Raw genomic sequence first — 26,692 nt, 5'->3', positions numbered from 1 at the left:
CGACGCCACGTGCCGCGACGTGCGTCGTTCCCGCCAGCGGCCGCGCTTCACGGGGCCACCACCTTGCCCGGGTTGAGGATGTCCTGCGGGTCCAACGCGGCCTTGATGGCGCGCATGACGGCCAGGGCCTCCTCACCCGCTTCGGCGCGCAAAAAGCCCATTTTGTGCAGACCGACACCGTGCTCGCCGGTGCAGGTGCCGCCGCTGGCCAGTGCGCGCTCGACCAGCGCGTGGTTGAGGCGTTCGGCTGTCGCCCGCTCGGCGGGGTCATCCGGGTCGATCAGATAGCCCATGTGGAAGTTGCCGTCGCCCACGTGACCGACGAGGAAGTAGGGCAGGCCGGCGGCTTCGGCGTCGGCCACCGCGGCCAGTACGTTGTCGGCCAGCCGGCTGATGGGTACGCAGGCGTCGGTGGTGATGGCGCGGCAGCCCGGGCGGCTTTGTACGCCGGCGAAGTAGGCGTTGTGGCGCGCCGTCCACAGCCGCGTGCGCTCCTCGGGCGTGGTGGCCCATTCGAACGCCTGTCCGCCGTGCTCGTCGGCGATCGCCTGCACCAGCTCGGCTTGCTCGCGCACGCTGCTGGGCGAGCCGTGGAACTCCATCAGCAGCATCGGCTCTTCGCGCAGGCCCAGCTTGCTGTGCGCGTTGACGGCACGCACGGTGCGTGCATCCAGCAGCTCGCAGCGCGCGATCGGAATACCCATCTGGATGATGGCGATGGTGGTGCGCACGGCCGCCTCGACGCTGGGGAAGGAGCAGATCGCTGCCGACACCGCCTCCGGTAGCGGGTACAGGCGCAGCGTCAGCTCGGTGATGACGCCCAGCGTGCCCTCGCTGCCGACGAACAGGCGCGTCAGGTCGTAGCCGGCGCTGCTTTTGCGGGCGCGTGTGCCGGTGCGCAGCACCGCGCCGCTGGCGGTGACCACCTCCAGCGCCAACACGTTGTCGCGCATGGTGCCGTAGCGCACCGCGTTGGTGCCGCTGGCGCGGGTGGCGGCCATGCCGCCCAGCGACGCGTCGGCACCGGGGTCGATGGGGAAGAACAGCCCCAGGTGTTTGACGGCCTCGTTGAGCTGCTTGCGCGTCACGCCCGGCCGCACCGTGGCGGTGAGGTCTTCCGGCTGCACCGCCAGCACCTGGTTCATGCGACTGAGGTCCAGGCTGATGCCGCCCTGCACGGCCAGCAGGTGGCCCTCGAGCGAGGAGCCGACCCCGAATGGGATCACCGGCACGCGCCAGTGCGCGGCGATGCGCACCGCGTCGGCCACGTCGGCGGTCGATTCGGCGAAGACGACCGCCGCCGGCGGCGGCACGTGGGTGAAGGCCGACTCATCGCGCCCGTGCTGCTCCCGCACGGCCAGCGCGGTGCTGCAGCGCCCGCCAAAGCGGGCTTGCAGGGCAGCGAGCGCCTCGGGCGGGAAGGGGCGCGGGTGGACTTCGGGCAGCAGAGGGGCAGACAGCGGGGCGTTCATGGGCTCTCCAGGCGGTGCAGCGACGACAGCGGCCGGTTGCCGATAATGGTGCCATTATCGGCTTGGACCGCGCAGTACAGGACAGATTCCATGGGCAACCGCCTCACGCAAATCGCTACCCGCACAGGTGACGCCGGCACCACCGGCTTGGGCAACAACCAGCGCGTCAGCAAAAACAGCTTGCGCATACACGCGATGGGCGACGTGGACGAGCTCAACTCGCACATCGGGCTGCTGCTGTGCGAGCCGATGCCGCCCGACGTGCGCGCCGTGCTGGTGGACATCCAGCATCAGCTGTTCAACCTCGGCGGCGAGCTCAGCATCCCGGGCTACGAATTGCTCAAGCCCGAGGCGGTGCTGGCGCTGGATGAGGCGCTGGCCCACTACAACGCCCAGCTGCCGCGCCTGCAAGAGTTCATCTTGCCCGGGGGCACGCGGGCGGCGGCCCAGGCGCATGTGTGCCGCACGGTGGCGCGCCGCGCCGAACGCAGCGTGGTGGCGCTGGGCAACGAGGAGGCCATTCACGACGCGCCACGGCAGTATCTGAACCGCCTGTCGGACCTGCTGTTCGTGTTGGCGCGCGTGCTCAACCGCGTCGACGGCGGCGACGACGTGTATTGGAAGAGCGAGCGGTTGCAGCGCGGCGCGGCGTCGGCTTGACACACCGCGGCGGGGTGTGGGCAGGCGGGGGCCCAGCGGGTGCGCGGCGCCCGTGTGGCAGCGGATGTAGGAAGTTGTCTGACACGCCTCCTCCGCTGACCGACAGGGCGATCAGACACCTTCCGATTCAAGCAAAGGAGGGCGGTTTTCACAATCCTTTTCAACGAACCAACGCTTTTCGGGCTGTGTTAGCCGCACCGCCCAACCCCGTTGAACAGGAGAGCCGCCATGACCATCGCCGCCACACCGATCGCCACCGACGCCGAGCGCGAGCAATTGCTCGCCGAGATTCGTGAGGCCAATCTCACGTATTTGATGTTGGCGCAGCGCCTGATTCGTGCCGACAAGGCCGAGGCCACCTTTCGCCTTGGGCTGTCGGAAGAGTCGGCCGAGCTGATTGCCGCACTGTCGCCGGCGCAACTGATCAAGCTGGCCAACCAAAATACGCTGCTGTGCCGCTTCCAGGCCGACGATGAGCTGGTGTTCAAGCTGCTGACCAGCAGCCACGCGCCGCAGCGCACCGTGGGTGAGGCCGCGCAGCGTCTGCACGCCCAGATCCTGATGGCCACCCGCCTGGCCACCGTTTGAAGCGCCTGGCTTTCCCCACCACGCATCCGCTGCCCGATCGTCCCCTCGTTGCCCTGGAGCCTGCCATGACTGCTGCCATCGCCACCCCTGCCGCCCGGTCGTCTGCGTCCACCCGCATCCTGCAAGAAGCGCGCGAAGTGGAGCTGGCCGTGCAATTGATCCAACTGGGCGCGCGGCTGCAGGTGCTGCAAAGCGAAACCAGCCTGCCCTACGAGCGCCTGCTCAAGCTCTACAAAGAGGTGACAGGCCGCTCGCCGTCCAAGGGCCAGTTGCCGTTTTCCACCGACTACTTCCTGCAGTGGCAGCCCAATATCCACGCCTCCCTGTTCGAGAACATTCGCCAGTCGCTGCTGAAAAACGCCGCCCTGGACGATATCGAGGCGGCGATGCGTGCCTGGCGCCTGTACGAGGAGCAGATGCGCTTGTGCGGTATCGAGCCGCTGCTGTCGTTCACCCGCGCCTGGCGGCTGGCCAAGTTCTGTGACGCCAAGATGCTGATACGCGCCCGCTGCACGTGCTGCGGTGCGTATTTCGTGGCCGACCCGTATATCAACACCCGCCACTATGTCTGCGGGCTGTGCAAGCCGCCGGCGCGCGCCGGCAAGGGCCGCACCGCGGGCGGCTTGCGCGCGGATGACTGAAGCGGCACCGCGGCACGGCGCTGGGCACGCCCGGTGCCGCGCGCTACCATCACGGGCATGACGCCCGCCAAGCCGCGACCGTCTCCCGCTGCCCCTGTGCCGACTTCGCCCCATGCGCACCTGAGCGCGCGCTGGGACGCTTTCGTGCGCCAAGATCGCGTGCAGGCGGGCTCGCTGATCATCACCGTCTTTGGCGACGCCGTGCTGCCTCGCGGCGGTCGTTTGTGGCTGGGCAGCCTGATTCAGCTGCTGGCGCCGCTGGGCGTCAACGAGCGACTGGTGCGCACCGCCGTGTACCGCTTGGTGCAAGAAGGCTGGCTGGTCACCCAAGCGTGTGGCCGCCGTACCGACTACCTGCTCAGTCCCAGCGGACAGGCGCGGATCGCCGAGGCGGCGCGCCAGATCTATGCCGCGCGCGCCCCGCGTTGGGATCTGCACTGGCGGCTGCTACTGGCCACCGGCACCTGGTCGGCGCGCGAGCGCGATCGCCTGCGCCGCTCGCTGTTCTGGCAGGGCTACGGCGAGCTGGCCGGCAACACCTTCATCCATCCGAGCGCGGACGTGGCCGCGACCTTCGACGCGCTGCACGCCGACGGGCTGGGCGCGCGCCGCGCCGACTTGCTGGCCCTGCGCGCCGAGCGTCTGCCGCTGCGCGGCACCGCAGCCGACCGCGAGCTGGTGCGGCTGGCCTGGAACCTGGAGGCGCTGGCGCAGGCCTACATCGGCTTCGAACAGCGCTACGCCTCCATCGTGGCCGAGCTGGAACGCGCCCCGGCTTCGCCGCCCTTGGCCTTCGTCGGGCGCACGTTGTTGATTCATGACTGGCGGCGGTTGCTGCTGCGCGACCCCCAATTGCCGCAGGAGCTGCTGCCGCGCGACTGGCCGGGTGAGCGTGCCCGCCAGTTGACGCGGCGCGCCTACCGACTGCTGCTGCAGCCCGCCGAGCAGCACCTGGACCAAACCCTGCAGTGGGCCGACGGGTATGTACCGGCAGCGGCGCCCTGGCTGTGGCAGCGCTTCGAGCCGCTCGACGACGAATGTTCGCTGGGCACGCCGCGCCCGCGGTAAGGCGTGGCTCCCGACGCCCGCGTGCGGCCTTGATCAGGTGGGGCGCAGCGCCATCGACTGGCGACGCCTTCGCCCGCGTGCCTCGCGCGGGGCACGCGGGTTCTCGTTCGCCCCGATGCCGTTGGCCCCGATGCCGTTGGTCGGTTATTCGGGAAAACCCCAGTGTCCATGGGGCGGCGTTTGCGTGATACTGAAACCGTGAAATGTGACAGAGTTTTTGTATCACGATGACTGCCAGCCCCGCCCCCGCCGTTCCCACCGATCCGCACGCCTTGGCGCAAGCAGTGGCCGCCGCCATGTGGTCCCGCGACCACGCCACCCAGGCGCTGGGCATGCGCCTGGACGCCATCGCGCCGGGCCGGGCCGTGCTGTCGATGCCCGTGCGGCGCGACATGGTCAACGGTCACGCCATTTGCCACGGCGGGCTGATCTTCACGCTGGCCGACAGCGCTTTTGCCTATGCTTGCAACAGCTACAACCACAACACGGTGGCTTCGGCCTGCCACATCGACTTCCTAGCGCCTGCCCGTGAAGGCGACGTGCTCGAGGCCGAGGCGGTCGAGCGTTCGCTCGCCGGGCGCACCGGGGTGTACGACATCACCGTGCGCGTGCGCGGCGGGCGCACGGTGGCGCTGTTTCGCGGCAAAAGCTATCGGCTCGGCGGTGAGGTGATCGCTGGCCTGGCCCACGCCGCCGAGGCCGCCACCCGACCGGCCGCTTGACACCTTCCCACCCGCGATCCGAGGAGACCCCGATGCCCGTCAAAGCCCCGCGTCCCGGCGATCTGGAGCCGATCGAGACCGCCAGCCGTGACGAGATTGCAGCGCTGCAGCTCGAGCGGCTGCGCTGGAGCGTGCGCCACGCCTACGACAACGTGCCGCACTACCGCGCCAAATTCGACGCCGCCGGCGTCCATCCAGACGACCTGAAAACCCTGGCCGATCTGGCCAAATTCCCATTCACCACCAAGGCCGACTTGCGCGACAACTACCCGTTCGGCCTGTTTGCCGTGCCGCGCGAGCGTGTGGTGCGCATCCACGCCTCATCCGGCACCACGGGCAAACCCACCGTGGTTGGCTACACGCAGCGCGACATCGACACCTGGGCGCACTTGGTGGCGCGCTCCATCCGCGCCGCCGGTGGCCGCCCGGGCGACATCGTGCACGTGGCGTACGGTTACGGCTTGTTCACCGGCGGACTGGGCGCGCACTACGGGGCCGAGCGGCTGGGCTGCACCGTCATCCCGATGTCGGGCGGCCAAACCGAGCGCCAGGTGCAGCTCATCATGGACTTCAAGCCCGACATCATCATGGTCACGCCCTCGTACTCGCTGGTGCTGGCCGAGGAGTTCGAGCGGCTGGGCATCGGGCCCGATCAAATTCCGCTCAAGGTCGGTATCTTCGGTGCCGAGCCGTGGGGCGAGGGCATGCGCGCCGAAATCGAGCGCAAGCTGGGCTTGGACGCGGTGGACATCTACGGCCTGTCCGAGGTGATGGGGCCGGGCGTGGCCAACGAGTGCATCGAGACCAAGGACGGCTCAGTGATCTGGGAGGACCACTTCTACCCCGAGATCATCGACCCCGACACGGGCGAGGTGCTGCCCGACGGCGAGGAAGGCGAGCTGGTGTTTACCTCGCTGACCAAGGAGGCGATGCCGGTGATTCGCTACCGCACGCGCGACCGCACGCGGCTGCTGCCGCCGACGGCGCGCTCGTTTCGGCGCATCGGCCGCATTACCGGCCGCACCGACGACATGATCATCTTGCGCGGGGTCAATGTCTTTCCGACCCAAATCGAAGAGCAGATCCTGCGCGACCCCCAGCTGTCCGGCAATTATCTGCTGGTGCTGACGCGCGACGGCCATCTGGACCAGTTGGAGGTGCGCTGCGAGCTGCAGCGCCACCTGAGCGGCCGCCTGAGCGACGCCGAGCGCACCGCCATCGGGCGCGAGCTGCAACACCGCATCAAGACCTTCATCGGCGTGAGCACGCGCGTGACCGTGCTCGACGCCGACACCCTGCCCCGCACCCAGACCGGCAAGGCCAAGCGGGTGCAAGACGAGCGTCCGCGACCGCTCTGACGCAACACCCACCGCCCCTGAACACGGAGACCGACCATGTACACGCAGGCCCTGAGCATTCCCGACCCGGCAAGCAAGGTGCAACCGCTGCAGCCGGACGAGCCCGCCGACAAGCTGGCTGCCTTTCAGGCGCGCATCGACGCCGATGGTCGCATCGAGCCACAGGACTGGATGCCCGAAGCGTACCGGCGCACGCTGATCCGTCAGATCAGCCAGCACGCGCACAGCGAGGTGGTGGGCATGCTGCCCGAAGGCAACTGGATCACGCGCGCGCCCAGCCTCAAGCGCAAGGCGATTCTGCTGGCCAAGGTGCAAGACGAAGGAGGCCACGGTCTGTACCTGTATTCGGCAGCGGAGACGCTGGGCGTGACGCGCGCCGAGCTGATCGAGCAGCTGCTCAGCGGTCGTGCCAAGTACAGCTCCATCTTCAACTATCCCACGCTCAACTGGGCCGATGTTGGCGTCATCGGCTGGCTGGTCGATGGCGCGGCCATCATGAACCAGATTCCGTTGTGTCGCTGTAGCTACGGCCCTTACGCGCGCGCGATGATTCGCATCTGCAAGGAAGAAAGCTTTCACCAGCGCCAGGGCTACGAGCTGCTGCTGACCATGATGCGCGGCACACCCGAGCAGCGGCAAATGGTGCAAGACGCCGTCAACCGCTGGTGGTGGAAGTGCTTGGCGATGTTTGGCCCGCCCGACAGCGCCAGCGTGCACAGCGAGCAAAGCATGCGCTGGGGCATAAAGCGCATCAGCAACGACGAGCTGCGCCAGAAATTCGTCGACGCCACTGTACCCCAGGCCGAAGTGCTGGGGGTGACGCTGCCCGACCCGAAGCTGAAGTGGAACCCCGAGCGCGGCCACTACGACTTCGGCGAAATCGACTGGGACGAATTCTGGCAAACCGTCAACGGCCACGGGCCGTGCAACAAAGAGCGACTGGGCACCCGTATCAAGGCGCACCGAGACGGCGCCTGGGTGCGCGAAGGCGCCTTGGCCCACGCGCGCAAGCAGCGCGAGCGCGCCCACAAACAGGCGGCGTGAGCACGGGTGCCACGCCTCGGCTGCGCAACCCGCCCGCCACCGCCGTTTTCATCCATCGTGAGGATCCAACCATGAGCACCCGCGACAACCAACCCGCCGCAGACGCCGGCGCCAGCACGCCGGCCCTGAAAGACTGGCCGCTGTGGGAAGTGTTCGTGCGCAGCAAGCAAGGCCTGGAGCACAAGCACTGCGGCAGCCTGCACGCAGCCGACGCCCAGCATGCGCTGCAAATGGCGCGCGACATCTACACCCGGCGCCAAGAGGGCGTCAGCATCTGGGTCGTGCCATCGGCCGCCATCGTGGCCAGTCGCCCAGCCGAGAAGGACGAATTCTTCGAGCCGGCGGCGGACAAAATCTACCGCCACCCGACCTTCTACGACATCCCAGCCGAAGTGGGGCATATGTGATGAGCGCCGTGGCCACCGACACCGTCGTCATCGACTACCTGCTGCATCTGGGCGACAACGCGCTGGTGCTGGCGCAGCGCAACAGCCAGTGGTGTGGCGTAGGCCCGGTACTGGAAGAGGACCTGGCCCTGACCAACCAGACGCTGGACCTGCTGGGCCAGGCGCGCCTGCTGTACCAGGAGGCGGCGCGCCTGCAAGGGGGTGACGCCACCGAGGATACGCTGGCTTACTTTCGCGATGCGCCCGCCTTTCGCAACTACGTGCTGCTGGAGCTGCCGGCCAGCCTGCCGCGCGTGGGTTACGCCCAGGGCGACATGGACTGGGGCGTGACCCTGGCGCGCAACTTTCTCTACAGCGCGCTGATGGTGCCGCTGTGGGAGGCGCTGCAGACGTCGGCGCATGCGCCGCTGGCGGCGATCGCCGCCAAATCGCTCAAAGAAGCGCGCTACCACCTGCGCCACGCCAGCGAATGGGTGGTGCGGCTGGGCGACGGCACCGAGGAGTCGCACCAGCGCATGCAAGCCGCCTTCGACCACCTGATGCCCTACACGCAGGAATTCTGGACCGACAGCGCGCTGGAGCACGCGGCGGTGCAGGCCGGCGTCGGCGTGGCGCCGGTGGCCCTCAAACCGGTGTGGGACGCGACCGTGGACGCCACCCTGGAAGAGGCCACGTTGCACCGACCCAGCGCCGAGGGCTACGTGCCACAGGGCAAGACCGGGCTGCATTCGGAGCACCTGAGCTATCTGCTGGCCGAGATGCAGTGCGTGGCGCGCGCACACCCCGGGGCGGTTTGGTGATTTCACCTCGGGCTGCAGGAGGTCGAGCCGCCATGTCCACCGTCACCGCGTCCCCCACCGCCGAGACGCTGGCGCGCGTGCGCGCCGCGCTCGAGACGCTGACCGACCCCGAGATCCCGGTGGTGACGCTCACCGAGATGGGCATCGTGCGCGCGGTGCGCGCCGCTGCCGACGATCCGACGCAGGTGGAAGTGGTCATCACCCCCACCTACAGCGGCTGCCCGGCGATGGCGCAAATCGCCGACGACATTCGCGCCACGCTGCAGCGCCTGGGACTGCCAGGGCGTGTCGTGACGCAGCTGGCGCCGCCCTGGACCACCGATTGGATGACCGAGACGGCACGCGAAAAATTGCGTGCCTACGGTATCGCCCCACCGGGGCGCTGCGGCAGTGCGGCGCCACAGACCGCCGAGCACGTCGTGCGCTTCATGCCCGCGTCAGCGGCGGCGGTGGCCTGCCCGCGCTGTGGCTCCACGCACACGCGCGAAATCTCGCACTTCGGCTCGACTGCCTGCAAGGCCCTGTGGCAGTGCCTGGACTGCCACGAGCCCTTCGACCACTTCAAACCCCATTGACCGTCGTTCCTGCCCGCCATGAGCGCCCTTGCTTTTTACGATCTGCCCATCAAACGCGTCACGCCCGAGGCCGCTGGCTCGGTGGCCATCACCTTCGACGTGCCGGCGCCGCTGCGCGACACCTTTCGCTTCGAGCCGGGGCAGTACCTGACGCTGCGCGCCCACGTCGACGGCGAGGAGCTGCGCCGCAACTACTCCATTTGCAGCCCACGATCGCGCCTGGAGCGCGCCGGCGAAATCGACATCGGCATCCGCCCGGTGCAGGGGGGGCGGTTTTCCAACTGGGCGGTGCGGGCGCTGACGCCGGGCCAGCGGCTGGCGGTGCTGCCGCCGCAGGGGCGCTTTACCGTGCAGCGCCCGCGCGCGCTGCACCGTGTCGGCTTTGCCGCCGGCTCCGGCATCACCCCCATACTGTCGATCGCCGCCACCACGCTGGAAGAGCAGCCGCACACCAAATTCACCCTCGTCTACGGCAATCGGCGTACCGCCACCATCATGTTCAACGAGGCGCTGCAGGACCTCAAAGACCGCTACCCAGACCGCTTCACGATGATCCACGTCTTGTCGCGCCAGGCGCAGGAAGTGGACTTGCTGCAGGGCCGGCTGGATGAGGCCAAGGTGCGCGCCATCATGGACGCGCTGCTGCCGCCGGCCAGCATGGACGAGGTGTTCATCTGTGGCCCGGAGGCGATGATCGTGGCCACCGAACGCGCCCTGTTGGCCGCCGGCGTGCCGGCGCAGCGCATCCACACCGAACGCTTCACCACCGGCGCCGCGCAGGCGGCCAAGGTGCAGGCCGACATCGATGCCGCCAGCGCACGCGCGGCTGCTCAGGCGGCCGCGCGTGCCACCATCGTGCTCGATGGCAAAGAGCACGAGGTGCCGATTCCCGCGGGCGTGCCGGTGCTGGATGCGGCCCTCGATGCCGGACTCGACCTGCCTTATTCGTGCAAGGGTGGCGTGTGCAGCACCTGTCGTGCCAAAGTGCTGGCCGGACAGGTTGCGATGGAGCGCAACTTCGGTCTCACCGAGGCCGAAGTGGCGGCGGGCTTCGTGTTGACCTGTCAGGCCCACCCGGTCACCCCGCATCTGCGCTTGAGCTTCGATGATCGCTGACCGCCACGACAGGGCACGTTGCGCGCCCGAACCCGTTCCGTTGCTGGGTAAACATCGCGCGGACTTTTTCACCAGAGGAGACTGACCATGACCCTACGCCATTCCCTGTTGGCCCTGGCCACCGCCGTCGGCCTGTCCACCGCCGCGTGGGCCGATATCAACGTCGGCGTCACCGTCTCGGCCACGGGGCCCGCGGCCTCACTCGGCATTCCCGAGAAAAACACCTTTGCCCTGATGCCAAAAACCATCGGCGGCGAGAAGGTGAACTACATCGTGCTCGATGACGCGAGCGACACCACGGCCGCCGTCACCAATGCGCGCAAGCTGATCAGCGACCACAAGGTCGACATCGTCATCGGCTCCACCACCACGCCGAACTCGTTGGCGATGATCGACGTCGTGGCCGAAGCGCAGGTGCCGATGATCTCGATGGCGGCCTCGGCCCGCATCGTGCAGCCGGTGGACGCCAAGAAGCGCTGGGTGTTCAAGACGCCCCAGGACGACATCATGATGGCGCTGGCCATTGCCGCGCACATGGCCGACAACGGCGTGCGCAGCGTCGGCTTCATCGGCTTTGCCGACGCCTACGGCGAAGGCTGGTATCAGGAATTCACCAAGGCGGCGGGCCTGAAGCGCCTGCAGATCGTGGCCAACGAGCGCTACAACCGCACCGACACCTCGGTCACCGGCCAGGTGCTCAAGATCGTGGCGGCGCGGCCCGACGCGGTGTTGATCGCCGGCTCGGGCACGCCGGCGGCGCTGCCGCAGAAGACACTCAAGGAGCGCGGCTACACTGGCAAGATCTACCAGACGCACGGTGTGGCCAACAACGACTTCCTGCGTGTGTGCGGGCGTGACTGCGAAGGCACGTTCCTGCCGGCAGGGCCGATGCTGGTGGCCGATCAGCTGCCCAACGACCATCCGGTGAAGAAGTCGGCACTGGCCTACGTGCAGGCCTACGAAGCGGCGCACGGCAAGGGGTCGGTGGCCACCTTCGGCGGCCACGCTTGGGACGCGGGCATGCTGCTGGCGGCCGCGGCGCCCGAGGCGCTGAAGAAGGCCAAGCCGGGCACCGTCGAATTTCGCGTCGCCCTGCGCGATGCGCTGGAAAACGTGAAGAACGTGGCGGGCGCGCATGGCATCTTCAACATGTCGCCCACCGACCACCTGGGACTGGACCAGCGCGCGCGCGTGATGGTCAAGATCGAAAACGGCACCTGGAAGTACGCGCCATGACACCGTGCACGCGGGTGAACTCCGCGTGCTGGTCGTGACTTCGGTTGCTGGCAGCGCCGCCGACGTGGCGGCGTGCCGGTTCCTCACCCGGCGGCCGTCGGCGCCGCCCAAGGGTTTCGCATGGATGGGCAAATCGCACTGTTTCTGGCGCAGGATGGCCTGATCAACGGCGCCATCTACGCGCTGATGGCGCTGGCGCTGGTGTTGGTGTTCTCGGTGACGCGCGTGATCTTCGTGCCGCAAGGCGAGCTGGTGGCGTACGGTGCGCTGACCATGGCCGTGCTGCAAGCCGGGGGCGTGCCGGCTACGCTGTGGCTGCTGTTGGCGCTGGCGGCGGCGACGTTGGCGCTGGAAGGCTGGCGCCAGCTGCGCGGCGGCCTGGTCGATTGGTGGTCGACCGCGCTGTGGTGCGTGGCCGCGCCCGCGCTGGCCGCGTTGGCCGTGTGGTGGCAGCCGCAAGACCTGCTGGCGCAGGCGCTGGTGGTGGTGCTGGTGGTCACGCCGCTGGGGCCGCTGATCTACCGGCTGGCGTTTCGCCCGTTGTCGCACGCCACCGTGCTGGTGCTGCTGATCGTCTCGGTGGCGCTGCACGGCGTGCTGATGGGGCTGGGCCTGTGGTTCTTTGGTGCCGAGGGCGCGCGCACCCCGCCGTTTTCCGAGGCGCGCTTCGACTGGGGCGGGTTGCGGGTGAGCGGCCAGTCGCTGGTGGTGCTGGCGGCCACCGGGGTACTGGTGCTGGCCATGTTCGCCTTTTTCGAGCGCACCGTGCTGGGCAAGGCGCTGCGCGCCACCGCCATCAACCGTGTCGGTGCGCGGCTGATGGGCATCCCCACCGAGCTCTCCGGCGACGTCAGTTTTGCACTGGCGGCGTTCATCGGCGCCGTCGGTGGTTTGCTGATCGCCCCCATCACCACGATTTACTACGACACCGGTTTCCTGGTCGGTCTCAAGGGCTTCGTGGCGGCCATCATCGGCGGCTTGGCCAGCTACCCGGCGGCCCTGCTGGGGGCGTTGCTGGTCGGTCAACTGGAGGCCTTTGCCTCCTTCTGGGCCAGCGCGTTCAAGGAGGTGCTGGTATTTACGCTGATCATCCCCGTGCTGCTGTGGCGCTCGCTGCGCAGCCACCACGTGGAGGAAGAGGAATGAGCGAGCCGATGCGTGAAGCCGTCGCTGCGGCCGCGGCGCCTGTTTCAGCGGTGACCTCGGCCCGCCTGACGTACCGGCAGTTGACGCTGGCGGCGGTGGCCTTGCTGGCACTGGCCTGGGGCTGGCTGCCGGACTTCACCGTCACCCTGCTGAACTACATCGGTCTGCACGCATTGGTGGCGCTGGGGCTGGTGCTGATGACGGGCATCGGCGGTATGACCTCGTTCGGCCAGGCTGCCTTCGTCGGCCTGGGCGCCTACGCCACCGCCTGGGTGTGTACGGCACCGGAGGTGGCCTCGGCCTTGCAGGGGTTGCCACCGGCGCTGCTGCCCTGGGCCGGGCTGGCCTTGGGCTTGGGTTTGACGTTCCTGGTCGCTTGGGGGCTGGGCGCGGTGACCCTGCGCCTGGGTGGCCACTACCTGCCGCTGGCTACCATCGCCTGGGGGCTGAGTCTGTATTTCCTGTTTGGCAACCTGTCTTTCCTCGGCGGGCACACGGGGTTGACCGGCGTGCCGCCGCTGTCGCTGGGGGGTTGGACGCTGGCCGATCCGCGCGCGCTGGGGGTGCTCATCTGGACGGTATTGCTGCTGGCGCTGTGGGCGCTGCACAACCTGCTCGATTCGCGCCAAGGGCGCGCCATCCGGGCCTTGAAGAGCGGGCGCGTGATGGCCGAGTCCATGGGGGTGGACACCGCACGCCAGCGCACGCGCGTCTTCGTGCTGGCGGCGCTGCTGGCGGCACTGTCGGGCTGGCTGTATGCGCACTTGCAGCGTTTCGTCAACCCGACGCCGTTCAACATCAACATCGGCATCGAGTACCTGTTCATGGCGGTGGTCGGAGGGGCAGGCCACCTATGGGGAGCGGTGCTGGGTGCCACGCTCATCGCCCTGCTCAAGGAGCAGCTGCAGGACTGGCTGCCCAAGCTGTTCGGCATGAGCGGCAATTTCGAAATCATCGTCTTCGGCCTGCTGATGATGTGGGTGCTGCAGCGCTACGCCGACGGCCTGTGGCCGACGCTGGCCGGGTGGGCGCGGCGCGCCGGGGTGGGGCCGGCACCGCGCACGCTGCCGGCGCCGGCGCCGCTGCCCGAGCGCCCTTTGCCGCCGGCTGGTACCGTGCTGTTGGATGCCCGCAACGTCACCAAGCGCTTTGGTGGCCTGGTGGCCAACGCGCAGGTGTCGCTGCAGGTGCGTGCGGGCGAGGTGCACGCCCTCATCGGCCCCAATGGCGCCGGCAAGAGCACTTTCTTCAACATGGTCTCCGGGGTGGACGACCCCACCGAGGGCGAAGTGCTGCTGCTGGGTGAGGCGATGACCGGCCGGCCGGCGCGCGATTTCGCCGCGCGCGGCCTGGGCCGTACCTTCCAGCACGTGCGTTTGCTCGGCCAGCGCAGCGTGCTGGACAACGTGATGCTGGGGGCGCACCTGCGCGGACGCCGTGGTTGGCTGGCCAGTATGCTGCGCCTGGAGCGCCACGAGGAGGCGGCGCTACAGGCCGACGCGCTGCGCCAAATCGAGCGCTGCGGGCTGGCCGAGCATGCCCACAGCCCGGCGGGTGCGCTGGCGCTGGGGCAGCAGCGCATCGTCGAGATCGCGCGCGCGCTGGCCGGTCACCCCGCCTTGCTGCTGCTCGATGAGCCGGCGGCGGGGCTGCGCCACCGCGAAAAACAAGCGCTGGCGGCCCTGCTGGATCAGCTGCGGCGCGAGGGCCTGGGCATCCTGATCGTGGAACACGATATGGAATTCGTGATGAACCTGGCCGACCGCATCACCGTGCTCGATTTCGGCACCGTGATCGCGCACGGCACGCCGGCCGAAGTGCAACGCGACCCGCGCGTGCTACAGGCCTACCTGGGTGACGATCTGGGCTCGGGAGGTGCCGCATGAGCGCCGCGGTCCCACTGCTGCAACTGCGCGGCTTCAGCGTCGCCTACGGTGCGGTGGAGGCGCTGCACCAGGTCGATCTGGACGTGCACGAAGGCGAAATCGTCACCGTCATCGGCCCCAACGGGGCCGGCAAAACCACTTTGCTCAACGCTGCGATGGGTTTGCTGCCCTCGCGCGGTACACTGGCCGTGGCCGGGGAGGTGGTGCCTCGTCCGAGTGTCGAGCGTATGGTGGCGCGCCAAGTGGCGCTGGTGCCGGAAAAGCGTGAGCTGTTCGGCGAGATGTCGGTGGAGGACAACCTGCTGCTGGGTGGCTTTGCGCGCTGGCGGCGTGGCGACCGCACGCAACGCGCGCGCATGGAGGAGGTGTACGCCATCTTCCCGCGCCTGCGCGAGCGCCGCACGCAGATGGCGGCCACGCTCTCCGGTGGCGAGCGCCAGATGCTGGCCATTGGCCGCGCGCTGATGGCCAAGCCGCGCCTGCTGATGTTGGATGAACCCTCGCTGGGCTTGGCGCCGCTGATCGTGCGCGAGGTGCTGCAGACCGTCGCGCGCTTGCGCGACGCCGGGGTGTCGGTGCTGCTGATCGAGCAAAACGCGCGCGCGGCGCTGCACATCGCCGACCGCGGCTATGTGCTGGAAATGGGCGCGATCGCCCTGCATGGCGCGGCCGACGCGCTGCTGCACGACCGCCGCATCATCGACACCTATCTGGGCATGGGTGGGCGAAAGCCCCCTGAGGCCGCGGCGGCGAACTAACCGTGCCCCACGGGCGGGTGCCCCGCGCACCCAGCCTGTCGCCGCCCCCGCACCTTCGTTGTCCGGCGCCGAGCCCACCCCCTTCCTAGGAGTAACCGTCCCCATGAGTACCCCCGTCTTGCAAAGCTACATCGCCGGGCGCTGGCTGGGCCAGACCCCGGCGCAGATCCTGCGCAGCGCCGTCAACGGTGCGCCGGTGGCCGCCACGCACGCCGAGGCGATCGACTTTGGCGAAGCGGTGGCGCACGCCCGCCGCGCCGTCGCCGCCCTGCTGCAACTGGACTTCCAGCAACGCGCGGCGCGCTTGAAAGCGCTGGCCAAATACCTGAGCGAGCGCAAGGAGCAGCTCTACGCCTGGTCGGCGCATACCGGTGCCACGCGCAGCGACAGCTGGATCGACATCGACGGCGGTATCGGCACGCTGTTTGCCTACGCCAGCCTGGGCAACAACGAATTGCCCTCGGGCAACGTGTGGCACGAGGGGCCGGTGGTGCCGCTGGGCAAGCAGGGCCACTTCGCCGGCACGCACATCCTGGTGCCGCGCGGCGGTGTGGCGGTGCACATCAACGCCTTCAACTTCCCGGTCTGGGGCTTGCTGGAAAAGTTTGCCCCGACGTTCCTTGCGGGCATGCCCTGCATCGGCAAGCCCGCCACCGCGACCAGCTACCTCACCGAAGCGCTGGTGCGCCTGATTACCGACAGCGGCCTGCTGCCCGAGGGCAGCGTGCAGCTCGTCATCGGCGGCACGGGTGATCTGCTGGACCACCTGCAGGGCAACGATGTCGTCACCTTCACCGGCTCGGCCGAAACCGCCGCCAAACTGCGTACCCACCCCAACCTGGTGCGCCATGCGGTGCCCTTCAACGCCGAGGCCGACTCGCTCAACTGCGCCATCCTGGCCCCGGACGTTACCCCGGACGACGAGGAACTCGACCTCTACGTCAAGGAGGTGGTGCGCGAGATGACCGTCAAGGCCGGGCAGAAGTGCACGGCCATCCGTCGCGCGCTGGTACCGCGCCGCCACCTGGAGGCGGTGGCCGAGCGGCTGCGCGCACGGCTGGCCAAGGTGGTGGTGGGCGACCCGGCGCGCGAAGAGGTGCGCATGGGGGCGCTGGCCTCGCATGCGCAGCAGCGCGACGTGGCCGAACGCGTGGCGCTGCTGCGCCAGGGCGCCGAGGTGGTGTGGGATGGCGGCCCGGACTTCGCGCCCCTGGGCGAGGGCACGGCCGACGGGGCCTTCTTCGCACCGACCCTGCTGTGCAGCCGCGACCCGCACCGCCACGACGCGGTACACGAGGTGGAAGCCTTCGGGCCAGTGAGTACCCTGCTGCCCTACGACGATCTCGACGAGGCGCTGGCGCTGGCGGCGCGCGGCCGGGGCAGCCTGGTCGGCACGCTGGTCACGCGCGACCCGCAGGTGGCCGCGCGTGCCATTCCGGTGGTCGCCGCCTGGCACGGGCGGTTGCTGGTGCTGGACCGCGAGGCCGCCCCCGAATCCACCGGGCACGGCTCGCCGCTGCCGCACCTCAAGCACGGCGGGCCCGGACGCGCCGGTGGCGGCGAGGAGCTGGGTGGCCTGCGCGCGGTCAAGCACTACCTGCAGCGCACCGCCGTGCAGGGCTCACCCACCATGCTGGCGGCGGTCAGCGGTGAGTATGTGCGCGGTGCTGCGCGCCTCGAAACCGAGGTACACCCCTTCCGCCGCTATTTCGAGGATCTGCGCATCGGCGAGAGTCTGCTCACCCACCGCCGCACCGTCACCGAAGCCGACATCGTGGCCTTTGGTGGCATCTCCGGTGACTACTTCTACATGCACTTCGACGATATCGCCGCCAAGGCGTCGCCGTTTGGCCAGCGCATCGCGCACGGCTACTTCGTGCTGTCGGCGGCGGCGGGCCTGTTCGTCTCGCCTGCGCCGGGGCCGGTGCTGGCCAACTATGGGCTGGACACGCTGCGCTTCGTCAAGCCGGTGGCCATCGGCGACACCATTCAGGCGCGCCTGACCTGCAAGCGCAAGATCGACCGCCACAAAACCGACGCCCAGGGTCGCCGCCAGGGTGTCGTTGCCTGGGACGTGGAGGTCACCAACCAGCGCGGTGAGCTGGTGGCCAGCTACGACATCCTGACCTTGGTCGCCAAGCGCGACACCCCTGCCACTGGGAGTTCGACATGACACACGCTTTCATTTGTGACGGGGTACGCACCCCCTTTGGCCGCTACGGCGGCGCGCTCGCGTCGGTGCGCACCGACGATCTGGCTGCGGTGCCGATCGCGGCGCTGATGGCGCGCCATCCGCAGCTGGACTGGGCGGCGCTGGACGATGTGGTGTATGGCTGTGCCAACCAGGCCGGCGAAGACAACCGCAATGTGGCGCGCATGGCGGCGCTGCTGGCCGGACTGCCGGTGGCGGTGCCGGGGGCAACCGTCAACCGCCTGTGCGGCTCGGGGCTGGATGCGGTGGGCAGCGCGGCGCGTGCCATCCGTGCCGGCGAGGCCGAGCTGATGATCGCTGGCGGCGTGGAGAGCATGAGCCGGGCGCCGTTCGTGATGCCCAAAGCCGAGACGGCGTTTGCGCGCAGCACGGCGGTGTACGACACCACCATCGGCTGGCGCTTCATCAACCCACGCATGCAAGCGGCCTACGGTGTCGATTCGATGCCGGAGACGGCGGAAAACGTCGCCGTCGAGTTCGGCATCAGCCGGGCCGACCAGGATCGCTTCGCGCTGGCGTCGCAGCGCAAAGCGGTGGTGGCGCAGGCCAGCGGTCGCTTGGCGCAGGAAATCGTGCCGGTGACGATTGCGCAGAAAAAGGGCGAGCCGGTGGTGGTGGCGCGCGACGAACACCCGCGCGAGACCTCGCTGGAGGCGCTGGCCAAACTCAAGGGAGTGGTGCGACCCGACGGGTCGGTGACCGCCGGCAACGCCAGCGGTGTCAACGACGGCGCAGCAGCGTTGATACTGGCCAGCGAAGCGGCGGCCGCGCGCCATGGCCTGACGCCGCGCGCGCGCGTGGTGGCGATGGCGGTGGCAGGGGTGCCGCCGCGCATCATGGGCATCGGGCCAGCGCCGGCGACGTGCAAGGTGCTGGCGCGCGCCGGCCTGACGCTGGATCAGATCGACGTCATCGAACTCAACGAGGCCTTTGCCGCGCAGGCCTTGGCGGTGCTGCGACAGCTCGGCCTGCCCGACGACGATCCGCGTGTCAACCCGAATGGCGGCGCCATCGCCCTGGGCCACCCGTTGGGTGCCAGCGGCGCGCGCCTGGCGCTGACCGCCGTGCATCAGCTGCACGCCAGCGGCGGCCGCTACGCGCTGTGCGCGATGTGCATTGGCGTCGGCCAGGGCATTGCGCTGGTGCTGGAGCGTGTCTGAGGCAGCGTCCCAAAAAAGAGCCCCGGTGCTAAAGGCAACCGGGGCTTCAAGCCTTATGCTGTCACACACAAAGGCACCCGCTCAGGGAGGAAAAGCGGGGAGCCGGAAAACGGCTCAGGCGAAAATTTACCACAAGCTGACGCCGCCTGCACGCACCAAGTGGTAAAAAAAGCAACGCCGTTCGTCAGTCGGCAGAGAAGGCATCAGTTTTTTCGTTTCGAGCGGCGAGATCGAAGCGCATCAAGCGGCATTCAATCGGGCCATTGAACAGCGGCACACGCCGGCTCGGTTGCAGGCGCAGGCGTCGCGGCAGATCGCGGTCCGGCGTCAGCACCCACGCCGTCCAGCCGCCGAAGTGCGTTTTCCAGTGCGCGGCCAGCCGCTCATAAAACGCGTCGGCACCCAGTTCGCCGGCCACACCGGCTGCCGCGATCCGCTCGCCATAGGGCGGATTGAGCAACAACACACCCGGCTCCGGCGCCGGTGGCAGGCGCTGCAGGGCGTCGCCGCCGCGAAACGACACTGCTGCCCCGACCCCGGCGCGCTCGGCATTGCGGCGGGCGAAGTCCACCATGCGAAAGGACACGTCGCTGCCGAAAGCGATCGGTGGGCGGTCGGCGGGCCAGTCGATTTCCTGGGCGCGCGCGGCGGCGCGGCACGCTGCCCAGCGCGCCGCGTCGTGCGGCAGCAGCCGCTCGAACGCGAAGCGGCGCAGCCGCCCCGGCGCTTGCCGCCGCGCGATTTGCGCCGCCTCGATGACCAGGGTGCCGCTGCCGCAGCAGGGATCGAATAAGGGCACGGGGCAGCCGGCGTCGTCGCTGCCGCGCCAGCCGCTGGCGGCGATCATGGCCGCCGCCAGCGTCTCTTTCAGCGGGGCGTCGCCGTGGTCGATACGCCAGCCGCGCTTGAACAGCGGCTCGCCGCTGGTATCCAGCGCCAGCGTGGCTTCGCGCGCCGACAGGTGCAGATGGATGCGCACATCCGGGTGCGCCGTATCCACGCTGGGCCGCGCGCCGCAGCGCGCGCGTAGCCGATCGCACAGCGCGTCCTTGATGCGCAGCCCCGCGAAGTGCAGGCTACGCAGCGGGCTGCGCTGTGCCGTCACCTCCACTTTGACGGTGTGGCGCGGGGTGAGCCAATCTTCCCAGGTCAGGGCGGCAGCGGCGGCATAGAGGTCGTCTTCCGTGTCGTACGGGCCGCGCCACAGTTGCACCAGCACGCGCTGGGCGATGCGACTGTGTAGGTTCAGCCGCAAGACGGCGTCCCAGTCGGCGCGCAGGCCCACGCCAGCGCGCTCGATGCGCAGCGCCGCGCGCGCTTGGCCCAGCAGCGTCGCCACCTCGTCGGCCAGAAAATCCGCGCACCCAGCGGCACACGGTAAAAACACGTCCAGGTTGTCGATCATCGGGGGGGTGCCTTGCGCAGGCTGGCGGTGGGGATGCGCAGCGCCTCGCGGTATTTGGCCACCGTGCGGCGCGCGCATTCGATGCCTTGTTCACGCAGCAGCTCGGCGATGCGCCCGTCGCTCAAGGGGTGTTGCGGGTCCTCGCCAGCGATGAGCTGGCGAATCAGCGCCCGCACCGCCGTGCTGGAGGCGTTGCCGCCGGTGTCGGTGCCCAAGCTGGAGCCAAAAAAATATTTCAGCTCGAAGGTGCCAAAGGGCGTCGCCATGTACTTGGCACTGGTGACGCGGCTGATGGTGGATTCGTGCAGCCCGAGTTCGGCGGCGATGTCGCGCAGCACCAGCGGCCGCATGCCCACCTCGCCGTGCAAAAAGAAGCTGCGCTGGTGCGCCACGATGGCGCGCGCCACGCGCAAGATGGTGTCGAAGCGCTGCTGCAGATTTTTGATGAACCAGCGCGCTTCCTGCAAGCGCTGCGGCAGGTCACCGCCGCGGTGTCCCCGCAAGGCGCGCGCGTAGACGTCGGCCACGCGCAGGCGTGGTAGGACATCGGGGTTGAGCTGCACGTCGAACTCGGCGCCACGCACCGTCACGATCACGTCGGGCACGATGATTTGGCCCTGGGTGTCGGCAAAGCGCCGCCCCGGCTTGGGCTCCAGGCGCGTCAGTACGTGCAGCGCTGCGCGCACCGTCGCCTCGTCGGCTCCGCAGGCTTGGGCCAGGCGCCGCACGTCGCGCCGGGCCAGCCATTCCAGGGGTTGCTCACACAGCGCCAAGGCGGTGCGTGTGACCGGTGTGTTGGGGTGTTCCAGCAACTGCAGGCGCAAGCATTCGGCCAGGTGGCGCGCACCGACGCCGGCTGGCTCCATCGCCTGTAGCCACCCCAGCGCGCGGCGCAGCAGCGACAGCACCTCCTCGCGCTGCTGTGCTTGCGCCTCGCCGCTGGGCAGCGGGTCGTCGGCGCCCGTGCCGGCGTCGCCGCGCAGCAGGGCATCGGCCAACTCCTCCAGCGGATCGGTGAGGTAGCCGTCTTCGTCGAGCGACTCGATCAGATAGTACAGCGCGGCGCGTTCTTCCGGCGTCAAATGCAGCGCCAGGGCCTGCCGGTGCAGATGGTCCTGCAGCCGCTCGCTGGTGCGCGCCAGCGCCAGCGCGCTGACGGGCTCATCGCCCGCGTCGTTGGCACCGCGCGCGCCGCCCGGACCATCCCACGACCAGTCCCGCTCCTGCGCCGCTTCCTCGTCGGCTTCACGCCAGCCGCCGGCGTCTTCGTCCAATTGGGCCGGCCAATCGTCGCTGGCCAGTGCGCGTTCCGATTCGAACGGGGCGAGCGCGTCGGGCAGCGCCGCGGCGCCGTCGTCATCGCGCTCCTCGGTCGCGGCCTCGGCGGCATCGGGTGCGGCGTCGCTGTGCAGCGCTTGGGCGGAGGCACTGGGCGCATCGGTGCTGGCCGCGGTGGGGCTGCGTTCGAGGTCGTCCGCGTCGAGCGTGCCCTCGTCGTCCACCCGCTCCAGAAACGGATTGTCGGCGAGCATCTGCTCGATTTCCTGCGCCACCTCCAAGGTGGACATCTGCAGCAGCCGAATCGACTGCTGCAGCTGCGGCGTCAACGTCAGCTGCTGCGTCTGACGCAGCGACAGGCCCGATCGCATGGCGCTACAGCCGGAAATGCTCACCCAGATAGACGCGCCGCACGTCGGCGTCGTCGACGATTTGCGCCGGCGTGCCGTGCGCCAGCACCCGGCCCTCGCTGATGATGTAGGCGTGATCGCAGATGCCCAGCGTCTCGCGCACGTTGTGGTCGGTGATCAGCACGCCGATGCCGCGCGCCTTCAAAAAGCCGATGATGCGCTGAATTTCGATGACGGCGATCGGGTCGATGCCGGCAAACGGCTCATCGAGCAGGATATAGCGCGGCTGCGCGGCCAGCGCGCGCGCGATTTCGACGCGGCGGCGCTCGCCGCCGGACAGTGCCGGCGCGGGCGCCTCGCGTAAATGGTCCACGTGCAGCTCGGCCAGCAAGGCATCCAGCCGTTGCCGCAGCACCGGCTCGGGCAGCGGGCGTCCGGCCGCGTCGCGCTGCAGCTCCAGTACCGCGCGCACGTTTTGCTCGACGGTGAGTTTGCGAAAGATCGAGGCCTCCTGCGGCAGGTAGCCCAGCCCCAGGCGCGCGCGCCGGTGCATGGGCAGGTGCAGCGCCGCTTGGCCGTCGATCCACAGCTCACCGGCGTCGGCGTGCACCAAGCCGACGATCATGTAGAACGACGTGGTTTTACCAGCGCCATTAGGGCCCAGCAGCCCGACGACTTCGCCCGCGTGCACTTGCAGCGACACGTCGTGGACCACGGTGCGGCGCCCATAGCGCTTGCGCAGGCCGCGCGCGTACAGCCCCGGCTCGGTGGGGGGGATGGCATGGGCCGTGTTCACCGCCGGGGCTCCAGGCCTTCGCTGGGGGCGAGCGTGGGCGCGGGCACGTCGGCCGGCGCGGGCTGGGTGGCGGCGGGGTCGGCGCGGCGCGGCGTCAGCACCGCGCGCACACGCTCGCCCGGACGCGCGCCGCCGCCGGAGGCGGGGGCGCCATCGACGCTGAAGGTGTCGTTGCGGTTGTCATAGACGATCACGGCGCCGCTGGTGTGGTCGCTGAGTTGGGTGCCGCGGTAGCGGCGCAGCTCGGCCTGGCCGCGAAAGGTCACGCGGTCGGCCTGTCCGTCGTATTCGATGCGCTCGGCCTCACCTTCGATGTACTCGTCCAGCCCCTCTCGCTTTTGCCGATAGAAGGCGCGCTGTGTGGCGCTGCCCAGCGCCACACCGAATTGGTGGCCTTGGTTGTCTTGCCGCACTTCCACTTGATCGGCGCGGATGCGAATGCTGCCTTTGCTGATCAGCACCCGACCGCTGAAAACGCTGGTCTGGCGCGCGTCGTCATAGCGCAGGGCGTCGGCCTCGGCCTGCAACGGGGCGAAGCGGTCGGCGCGTTCGGCCCGAGCGGCGGGCGCGGCGCCCAGGATCAAACCGGCCGTCAAAGCGGCCAGCGGCCCCAGGCAGGGCAGGAGGCGGAAGGCAGGCACGGAACTTGCTCCAAAACGGGTGCGCTTGATTGTGCCACGGCCTCAGCCACCCAACACACACGCGATCGTCCGGTGGGCGGCTGCCGACCGGCGCGTGACCTCGCTGCCCACTGCCCCGGGAGGGGGGACTCATGCCTGGCGCGCGCGCGCGATCAGGGCGTCGGCGATACTCAGGGTACGCTCGGCCTGGCCGGGGACGATGAAGCGTCCGTCGATGCCCAGCGAGGGCGTGGCGTCCACCTCGTAGGCGTCTTGCAGTTGCACCGCCCGCTTGACCTTGCCGCTGACGCCGAACGATTGATACGTCTGCACGAAGGCGGCTCGGTCCACCCCTTGCGCGGCCACCCAGTCGGCGATCGGCTCCAGCGCGTTGAAGCGCCGCCGCTCGTCGTGGATGGCCTGAAAAGCCTTCAGGTGCAGCGCTTCGAGCTTGCCCATCGCCTCCAGTGCGTAAAACAGCCTCTGCAGCGGCTCGAACGCCGCGTTGAAGCCCACGTGCACGCGCCGCACCACGATTTCTTTGGGCAGGCGCTGCATCCAGGTTTTCATCAGGGGCTCGAAGCGGTAGCAGTGGATGCAGCTGTAGGAGAAAAACTCCAGAACCTCGACCTGTCCGGGGCCAACCTCCACGGGTACGGGTTTGCTCAAGCGGCGGTATTCGGTGCCTTCGCGCGGGCCGTTTTGGGCGCGCGCGCCATTGGGCAGGGCGGCGGCGGTGGTGCCGATGGCAAGCAGGGCGAGCGTGGCGTGACGGCGTTGCATGGTCGAGCGTACGAGAGAAGGGAAGGGAGATATCGCTTCGTCCCGCCGGGGCGGAACGGCCAGATCGACTCACCCTTGGAGACGAGAGGGACCGCAGTGGTTCCGACTGCACCGCCGGCGGCGCCGCACGAGCGACGCAGACCCTAGCGCGGCACGCGCACCAAGGCGGTCTCGAATTGGGCGCCGCGCAGACGCTCCTGCATCAGCTCGGCCTGTACTTTACTGTCGAACGGGCCGAGCCGCACGCGCCAGACACGTTGCCCGCTTTGTTCGCGCTCACTCACCCGGGCGTCGAACCCCTGCAGCGCCAGCCGGGCGCGCTGCGCCTCGGCCTCGTCGGCGTTGCGAAAGGCGCCCACTTGGACGAAATAGTGGAACGGATCGACGGTCTCGCCCGCGCTGGATGGGACAGCCGGTTTGGCTGGGGCGGCGGGGGCAGCGCTCGGCGTCGGTACGCTCGGTTGCGCGGGGGCCGGTGCTGCGCTGGGGGCGGGGGCCGCAGCCGGGCCGCCGCCGACGCGCTGTTGGATCAGCTCGGCGATGGGGTCGGGGGCGGGTTCGGTGCGTTCGCCCTCGGCGTTGTCCGCGCTGGACGCCGCGGGGGCCGCCGGGCGCGCCGACGACAGGCCCGCGTTCGGGTTCCATTGCTGCAAGCGCTGCGCCTCGGTGTCGGCTTGCGCGGGCTTGCGCTGTACACCGCGGTCCACCAGTGGAATCGGCACCTTGGTGACGTAGACGGCCACCGCCAGCGACAGGCCGATACCCACCACCAAGCCGAGCAAAAAGCCCAGCCAGGTGCTGCCATGCTGGCGATGTGGCAGGGACCAGCGGGGGGGCGCAGGGGCAATCATGGCGGCAGGCTCCACGCGAGAGGCAGACACACTCACATCGACTCGGGGGCGCTGACACCGAGCACGGCCAAGCCGTTGCGCAGCACTTGGGCAGTGGCGGCCACCAGCGCCAGCCGGGCGCGCTTGACGGTCTCGTCGTCCACCAAAATGCGCTCGGCGTCGTAGTAGCTGTGGTAAGCGGCGGCCAGCTCGCGCAGGTAAAAGGTCACGTCGTGCGGCGCGAAGTCGGCCGCCGCGGCCGCCAGCACCTCGGGGTAGCGCGCCAACACCAGCATCAGCGCCTGCGCGGCCGGGCTGTCCAGCGGGGTCAGGTCGGCTTGGGCCAGCGCGGCCACGTCGCCGCCCTGGCTGCGCCACTGCGCCAGCACCGAGCAGATGCGTGCGTGCGCGTACTGCACGTAGTACACCGGGTTGTCGTTGTTTTGCTGGACGGCCAGATCGACGTCGAAGGTGTACTCGGTGTCGGGCTTGCGCGACAGCAGAAAGAAGCGCACCGCGTCGCGGCTGGTCCACTCGATGAGGTCGCGCAGCGTCACGTAGCTGCCGGCGCGTTTGGAGATCTTCACCTCCTGCCTGCCGCGCATCACGCGCACCATGGTGTGCAGCACGTAGTCGGGGTAGCCTTCAGGGATGCCCAGCCCGACCGCCTGCAAACCGGCGCGCACGCGTGCAATCGTGCCATGGTGGTCGGTGCCCTGGATGTTGATGACCTTGGTAAAACCACGCTCCCACTTGGTGATGTGGTAGGCCACGTCCGGCACGAAGTAGGTGTAGCTGCCGTCGGACTTGCGCATCACGCGGTCTTTGTCGTCACCGTAGTCGGTGGTGCGCAGCCAAAGGGCACCGTCTTTTTCGTAGGTTTTGCCGGCGTCGATGAGGCGCTGCACGGTCTGCGCCACGCGGCCGCTGGTGTAGAGGCTCGACTCCAGGTAGAACTGGTCGAAGCGCACGCCGAACGCCTTCAGGTCCAGGTCTTGCTCGTGGCGCAAATAGGCCACGGCAAAGGCGCGAATGCCGTCCAGGTCCTCGACGTCGCCGCTGGCGGTGACGCTGCGGTCGTCGGCCACCACGGTTTTGCGGGCCAGAAAATCGTCCGCGATGTCCTGGATGTAGTCGCCGTTGTAGGCGGCCTCGGGCCAGCCGGGATCACCGGGCTTGATGCCTTTGGCACGCAGCTGCACCGAGCGCGCCAGCGTCTCGATCTGCACGCCGGCGTCGTTGTAGTAGAACTCGCGGTGCACCTGCCAGCCCTGGGTCTCGAACAGGTTGCACAGCGCGTCGCCCAGCGCCGCCTGGCGGCCGTGTCCCACGTGCAGTGGCCCGGTGGGGTTGGCCGAGACGAACTCCACCATCAGGCGCTGGCCGTTGGCGGGGCGGTGGCCGTAGCGGTCGCCCGCGGCCAGCACCTCGCGCACCACCTGCTGCTTGGCGCGCGGGTGCAGGCGCAGGTTGATGAAGCCGGGCCCGGCGATCTCCAGCGCCGCCACCCAGCGCTGAAACGCCGGTTGGGCCTGCAGCCGCTGCAGCAGCGTCTGTGCCACGTCGCGCGGTGGCTTGCCCAGCGGCTTGGCCAGTTGCAGCGCGGCGGTGATGGCCAGGTCGCCGTGCGCCGCTACCTTGGGTTGCTCGAAGGCGGCGCGCGCCCCCGCGCCGGGGTGCAGCGCTTGCAGCTCGGTGGCCAGCGCCTCCAGCAAATCATGTTTGACGGATTGCATGGCGGCAATTGTAGGCGGCGGTCGCCGCCACCCCGGCCACGCCGG

General features: G+C 69.1%; 25 protein-coding genes. 17 read left to right on the top strand and 8 right to left on the bottom strand.

Going from position 1 to position 26,692, the window contains the following annotated elements:
• Positions 1–47: 47 nt before the first annotated feature.
• A complete protein-coding gene (locus Tchar_RS03275; RefSeq protein ID WP_144327660.1) occupies positions 48–1,472 on the bottom strand; it encodes an FAD-binding oxidoreductase in 1,425 nt (474 codons plus the stop codon).
• Positions 1,473–1,562: 90 nt separating this feature from the next.
• On the opposite strand from Tchar_RS03275, the gene Tchar_RS03270 reads away from it, so the two are divergent.
• The 17 genes from Tchar_RS03270 to pcaF all read left to right on the top strand — a co-directional run bounded on the left by Tchar_RS03270 (position 1,563) and on the right by pcaF (position 18,849).
• On the top strand, positions 1,563–2,132 hold the full coding sequence (locus tag Tchar_RS03270) for a cob(I)yrinic acid a,c-diamide adenosyltransferase (RefSeq protein WP_144327659.1): 570 nt from the start codon (positions 1,563–1,565) through the stop codon (positions 2,130–2,132).
• Between the two features lie 228 nt (positions 2,133–2,360).
• Entirely contained in the window at positions 2,361–2,720 is a 360-nt protein-coding gene (gene flhD, locus Tchar_RS03265; protein ID WP_144327658.1) for a flagellar transcriptional regulator FlhD, read from the top strand.
• A 65-nt stretch (positions 2,721–2,785) separates the two neighbouring features.
• Positions 2,786–3,361: a flagellar transcriptional regulator FlhC gene (flhC, locus tag Tchar_RS03260; RefSeq protein WP_144327657.1), complete on the top strand. Its 576-nt coding sequence runs from the start codon at positions 2,786–2,788 to the stop codon at positions 3,359–3,361.
• 57 nt (positions 3,362–3,418) lie between these two features.
• A complete protein-coding gene (gene paaX, locus Tchar_RS03255) occupies positions 3,419–4,429 on the top strand; it encodes a phenylacetic acid degradation operon negative regulatory protein PaaX (protein ID WP_201739286.1) in 1,011 nt (336 codons plus the stop codon).
• A gap of 227 nt (positions 4,430–4,656) precedes the next feature.
• Positions 4,657–5,151, top strand: coding sequence for a hydroxyphenylacetyl-CoA thioesterase PaaI (gene paaI / locus Tchar_RS03250; RefSeq protein ID WP_144327656.1), 495 nt, complete (start codon positions 4,657–4,659; stop codon positions 5,149–5,151).
• Positions 5,152–5,183: 32 nt separating this feature from the next.
• The gene (paaK, locus tag Tchar_RS03245) at positions 5,184–6,509 is read left to right on the top strand and encodes a phenylacetate--CoA ligase PaaK (protein WP_144327655.1); all 1,326 of its coding nucleotides are present in this window, start codon (positions 5,184–5,186) and stop codon (positions 6,507–6,509) included.
• Between the two features lie 36 nt (positions 6,510–6,545).
• Positions 6,546–7,553 (top strand): 1,2-phenylacetyl-CoA epoxidase subunit PaaA, encoded by a 1,008-nt coding sequence (gene paaA, locus Tchar_RS03240; RefSeq protein ID WP_144327654.1) that lies wholly within the window; start codon positions 6,546–6,548, stop codon positions 7,551–7,553.
• 71 nt (positions 7,554–7,624) lie between these two features.
• Entirely contained in the window at positions 7,625–7,960 is a 336-nt protein-coding gene (paaB, locus tag Tchar_RS03235; protein WP_144327653.1) for a 1,2-phenylacetyl-CoA epoxidase subunit PaaB, read from the top strand.
• 8 nt (positions 7,961–7,968) lie between these two features.
• Positions 7,969–8,760, top strand: a complete 792-nt coding sequence (paaC, locus tag Tchar_RS03230) for a 1,2-phenylacetyl-CoA epoxidase subunit PaaC (protein ID WP_408033532.1) — start codon at positions 7,969–7,971, stop codon at positions 8,758–8,760.
• 32 nt (positions 8,761–8,792) lie between these two features.
• Positions 8,793–9,335 carry a 1,2-phenylacetyl-CoA epoxidase subunit PaaD gene (gene paaD, locus Tchar_RS03225; protein ID WP_144327651.1) on the top strand — a complete coding sequence of 181 codons (543 nt, stop codon included), beginning with the start codon at positions 8,793–8,795 and terminating at the stop codon, positions 9,333–9,335.
• Positions 9,336–9,353: 18 nt separating this feature from the next.
• Entirely contained in the window at positions 9,354–10,451 is a 1,098-nt protein-coding gene (locus Tchar_RS03220) for a 2Fe-2S iron-sulfur cluster-binding protein (RefSeq protein ID WP_144327650.1), read from the top strand.
• An 87-nt stretch (positions 10,452–10,538) separates the two neighbouring features.
• On the top strand, positions 10,539–11,687 hold the full coding sequence (locus Tchar_RS03215) for an ABC transporter substrate-binding protein (protein WP_144327649.1): 1,149 nt from the start codon (positions 10,539–10,541) through the stop codon (positions 11,685–11,687).
• A 120-nt stretch (positions 11,688–11,807) separates the two neighbouring features.
• Positions 11,808–12,833, top strand: a complete 1,026-nt coding sequence (locus Tchar_RS03210; protein ID WP_144327648.1) for a branched-chain amino acid ABC transporter permease — start codon at positions 11,808–11,810, stop codon at positions 12,831–12,833.
• Between the two features lie 8 nt (positions 12,834–12,841).
• Positions 12,842–14,719, top strand: a complete 1,878-nt coding sequence (locus Tchar_RS03205; RefSeq protein ID WP_236640152.1) for a branched-chain amino acid ABC transporter ATP-binding protein/permease — start codon at positions 12,842–12,844, stop codon at positions 14,717–14,719.
• Positions 14,716–15,477, top strand: coding sequence for an ABC transporter ATP-binding protein (locus Tchar_RS03200; RefSeq protein WP_144327646.1), 762 nt, complete (start codon positions 14,716–14,718; stop codon positions 15,475–15,477). The genes Tchar_RS03205 and Tchar_RS03200 overlap by 4 nt, the downstream gene beginning before the upstream one ends.
• Before the next feature lie 103 nt (positions 15,478–15,580).
• Entirely contained in the window at positions 15,581–17,650 is a 2,070-nt protein-coding gene (gene paaZ / locus Tchar_RS03195) for a phenylacetic acid degradation bifunctional protein PaaZ (RefSeq protein ID WP_144327645.1), read from the top strand.
• Positions 17,647–18,849, top strand: coding sequence for a 3-oxoadipyl-CoA thiolase (pcaF, locus tag Tchar_RS03190; RefSeq protein WP_144327644.1), 1,203 nt, complete (start codon positions 17,647–17,649; stop codon positions 18,847–18,849). The genes paaZ and pcaF overlap by 4 nt, the downstream gene beginning before the upstream one ends.
• A gap of 184 nt (positions 18,850–19,033) precedes the next feature.
• On the opposite strand, the gene Tchar_RS03185 is transcribed toward pcaF, so the two are convergent.
• The 7 genes from Tchar_RS03185 to argS form a co-directional block, all read right to left on the bottom strand.
• Positions 19,034–20,251, bottom strand: a complete 1,218-nt coding sequence (locus Tchar_RS03185) for a THUMP domain-containing class I SAM-dependent RNA methyltransferase (RefSeq protein WP_144327679.1) — start codon at positions 20,249–20,251, stop codon at positions 19,034–19,036.
• The gene (rpoN, locus tag Tchar_RS03180; protein WP_144327643.1) at positions 20,251–21,903 is read right to left on the bottom strand and encodes an RNA polymerase factor sigma-54; all 1,653 of its coding nucleotides are present in this window, start codon (positions 21,901–21,903) and stop codon (positions 20,251–20,253) included. The genes Tchar_RS03185 and rpoN overlap by 1 nt, the downstream gene beginning before the upstream one ends.
• Before the next feature lie 4 nt (positions 21,904–21,907).
• Positions 21,908–22,678 (bottom strand): LPS export ABC transporter ATP-binding protein, encoded by a 771-nt coding sequence (gene lptB / locus Tchar_RS03175; protein WP_144327642.1) that lies wholly within the window; start codon positions 22,676–22,678, stop codon positions 21,908–21,910.
• Positions 22,675–23,319 carry a lipopolysaccharide transport periplasmic protein LptA gene (lptA, locus tag Tchar_RS03170; RefSeq protein ID WP_236640148.1) on the bottom strand — a complete coding sequence of 215 codons (645 nt, stop codon included), beginning with the start codon at positions 23,317–23,319 and terminating at the stop codon, positions 22,675–22,677. The genes lptB and lptA overlap by 4 nt, the downstream gene beginning before the upstream one ends.
• 129 nt (positions 23,320–23,448) lie before the next feature.
• Positions 23,449–24,081: a thiol:disulfide interchange protein DsbA/DsbL gene (locus Tchar_RS03165; protein ID WP_144327641.1), complete on the bottom strand. Its 633-nt coding sequence runs from the start codon at positions 24,079–24,081 to the stop codon at positions 23,449–23,451.
• Between the two features lie 143 nt (positions 24,082–24,224).
• Positions 24,225–24,932 (bottom strand): SPOR domain-containing protein, encoded by a 708-nt coding sequence (locus Tchar_RS03160; protein ID WP_236640147.1) that lies wholly within the window; start codon positions 24,930–24,932, stop codon positions 24,225–24,227.
• Between the two features lie 32 nt (positions 24,933–24,964).
• Positions 24,965–26,647, bottom strand: a complete 1,683-nt coding sequence (argS, locus tag Tchar_RS03155) for an arginine--tRNA ligase (protein WP_144327640.1) — start codon at positions 26,645–26,647, stop codon at positions 24,965–24,967.
• Positions 26,648–26,692 lie beyond the last annotated feature (45 nt).

The sequence above is a fragment of the Tepidimonas charontis genome, assembly GCF_007556685.1.
Taxonomy (GTDB): Bacteria; Pseudomonadota; Gammaproteobacteria; order Burkholderiales; family Burkholderiaceae_C; genus Tepidimonas; species Tepidimonas charontis.
Note: the sequence above shows the minus strand (reverse complement) of the source record. Positions and strands in the feature narration are given on the sequence as shown.

What these genes read in the sequence shown, in the direction of transcription:
- paaB (WP_144327653.1), top strand. Translation starts at nt 7,625, where the DNA reads ATGAGCACCCGCGACAACCAACCCGCCGCAGACGCCGGCGCCAGCACG.
- Tchar_RS03220 (WP_144327650.1), top strand. Translation starts at nt 9,354, where the DNA reads ATGAGCGCCCTTGCTTTTTACGATCTGCCCATCAAACGCGTCACGCCC.
- flhC (WP_144327657.1), top strand. Translation starts at nt 2,786, where the DNA reads ATGACTGCTGCCATCGCCACCCCTGCCGCCCGGTCGTCTGCGTCCACC.
- paaZ (WP_144327645.1), top strand. Translation starts at nt 15,581, where the DNA reads ATGAGTACCCCCGTCTTGCAAAGCTACATCGCCGGGCGCTGGCTGGGC.
- paaD (WP_144327651.1), top strand. Translation starts at nt 8,793, where the DNA reads ATGTCCACCGTCACCGCGTCCCCCACCGCCGAGACGCTGGCGCGCGTG.
- Tchar_RS03200 (WP_144327646.1), top strand. Translation starts at nt 14,716, where the DNA reads ATGAGCGCCGCGGTCCCACTGCTGCAACTGCGCGGCTTCAGCGTCGCC.
- Tchar_RS03270 (WP_144327659.1), top strand. Translation starts at nt 1,563, where the DNA reads ATGGGCAACCGCCTCACGCAAATCGCTACCCGCACAGGTGACGCCGGC.
- Tchar_RS03165 (WP_144327641.1), bottom strand. Translation starts at nt 24,081, where the DNA reads ATGCAACGCCGTCACGCCACGCTCGCCCTGCTTGCCATCGGCACCACC.
- Tchar_RS03275 (WP_144327660.1), bottom strand. Translation starts at nt 1,472, where the DNA reads ATGAACGCCCCGCTGTCTGCCCCTCTGCTGCCCGAAGTCCACCCGCGC.
- Tchar_RS03215 (WP_144327649.1), top strand. Translation starts at nt 10,539, where the DNA reads ATGACCCTACGCCATTCCCTGTTGGCCCTGGCCACCGCCGTCGGCCTG.
- pcaF (WP_144327644.1), top strand. Translation starts at nt 17,647, where the DNA reads ATGACACACGCTTTCATTTGTGACGGGGTACGCACCCCCTTTGGCCGC.
- rpoN (WP_144327643.1), bottom strand. Translation starts at nt 21,903, where the DNA reads ATGCGATCGGGCCTGTCGCTGCGTCAGACGCAGCAGCTGACGTTGACG.
- Tchar_RS03210 (WP_144327648.1), top strand. Translation starts at nt 11,808, where the DNA reads ATGGATGGGCAAATCGCACTGTTTCTGGCGCAGGATGGCCTGATCAAC.
- paaA (WP_144327654.1), top strand. Translation starts at nt 6,546, where the DNA reads ATGTACACGCAGGCCCTGAGCATTCCCGACCCGGCAAGCAAGGTGCAA.
- argS (WP_144327640.1), bottom strand. Translation starts at nt 26,647, where the DNA reads ATGCAATCCGTCAAACATGATTTGCTGGAGGCGCTGGCCACCGAGCTG.
- Tchar_RS03205 (WP_236640152.1), top strand. Translation starts at nt 12,842, where the DNA reads ATGCGTGAAGCCGTCGCTGCGGCCGCGGCGCCTGTTTCAGCGGTGACC.
- paaX (WP_201739286.1), top strand. Translation starts at nt 3,419, where the DNA reads ATGACGCCCGCCAAGCCGCGACCGTCTCCCGCTGCCCCTGTGCCGACT.
- paaK (WP_144327655.1), top strand. Translation starts at nt 5,184, where the DNA reads ATGCCCGTCAAAGCCCCGCGTCCCGGCGATCTGGAGCCGATCGAGACC.
- flhD (WP_144327658.1), top strand. Translation starts at nt 2,361, where the DNA reads ATGACCATCGCCGCCACACCGATCGCCACCGACGCCGAGCGCGAGCAA.
- Tchar_RS03160 (WP_236640147.1), bottom strand. Translation starts at nt 24,932, where the DNA reads ATGATTGCCCCTGCGCCCCCCCGCTGGTCCCTGCCACATCGCCAGCAT.
- paaI (WP_144327656.1), top strand. Translation starts at nt 4,657, where the DNA reads ATGACTGCCAGCCCCGCCCCCGCCGTTCCCACCGATCCGCACGCCTTG.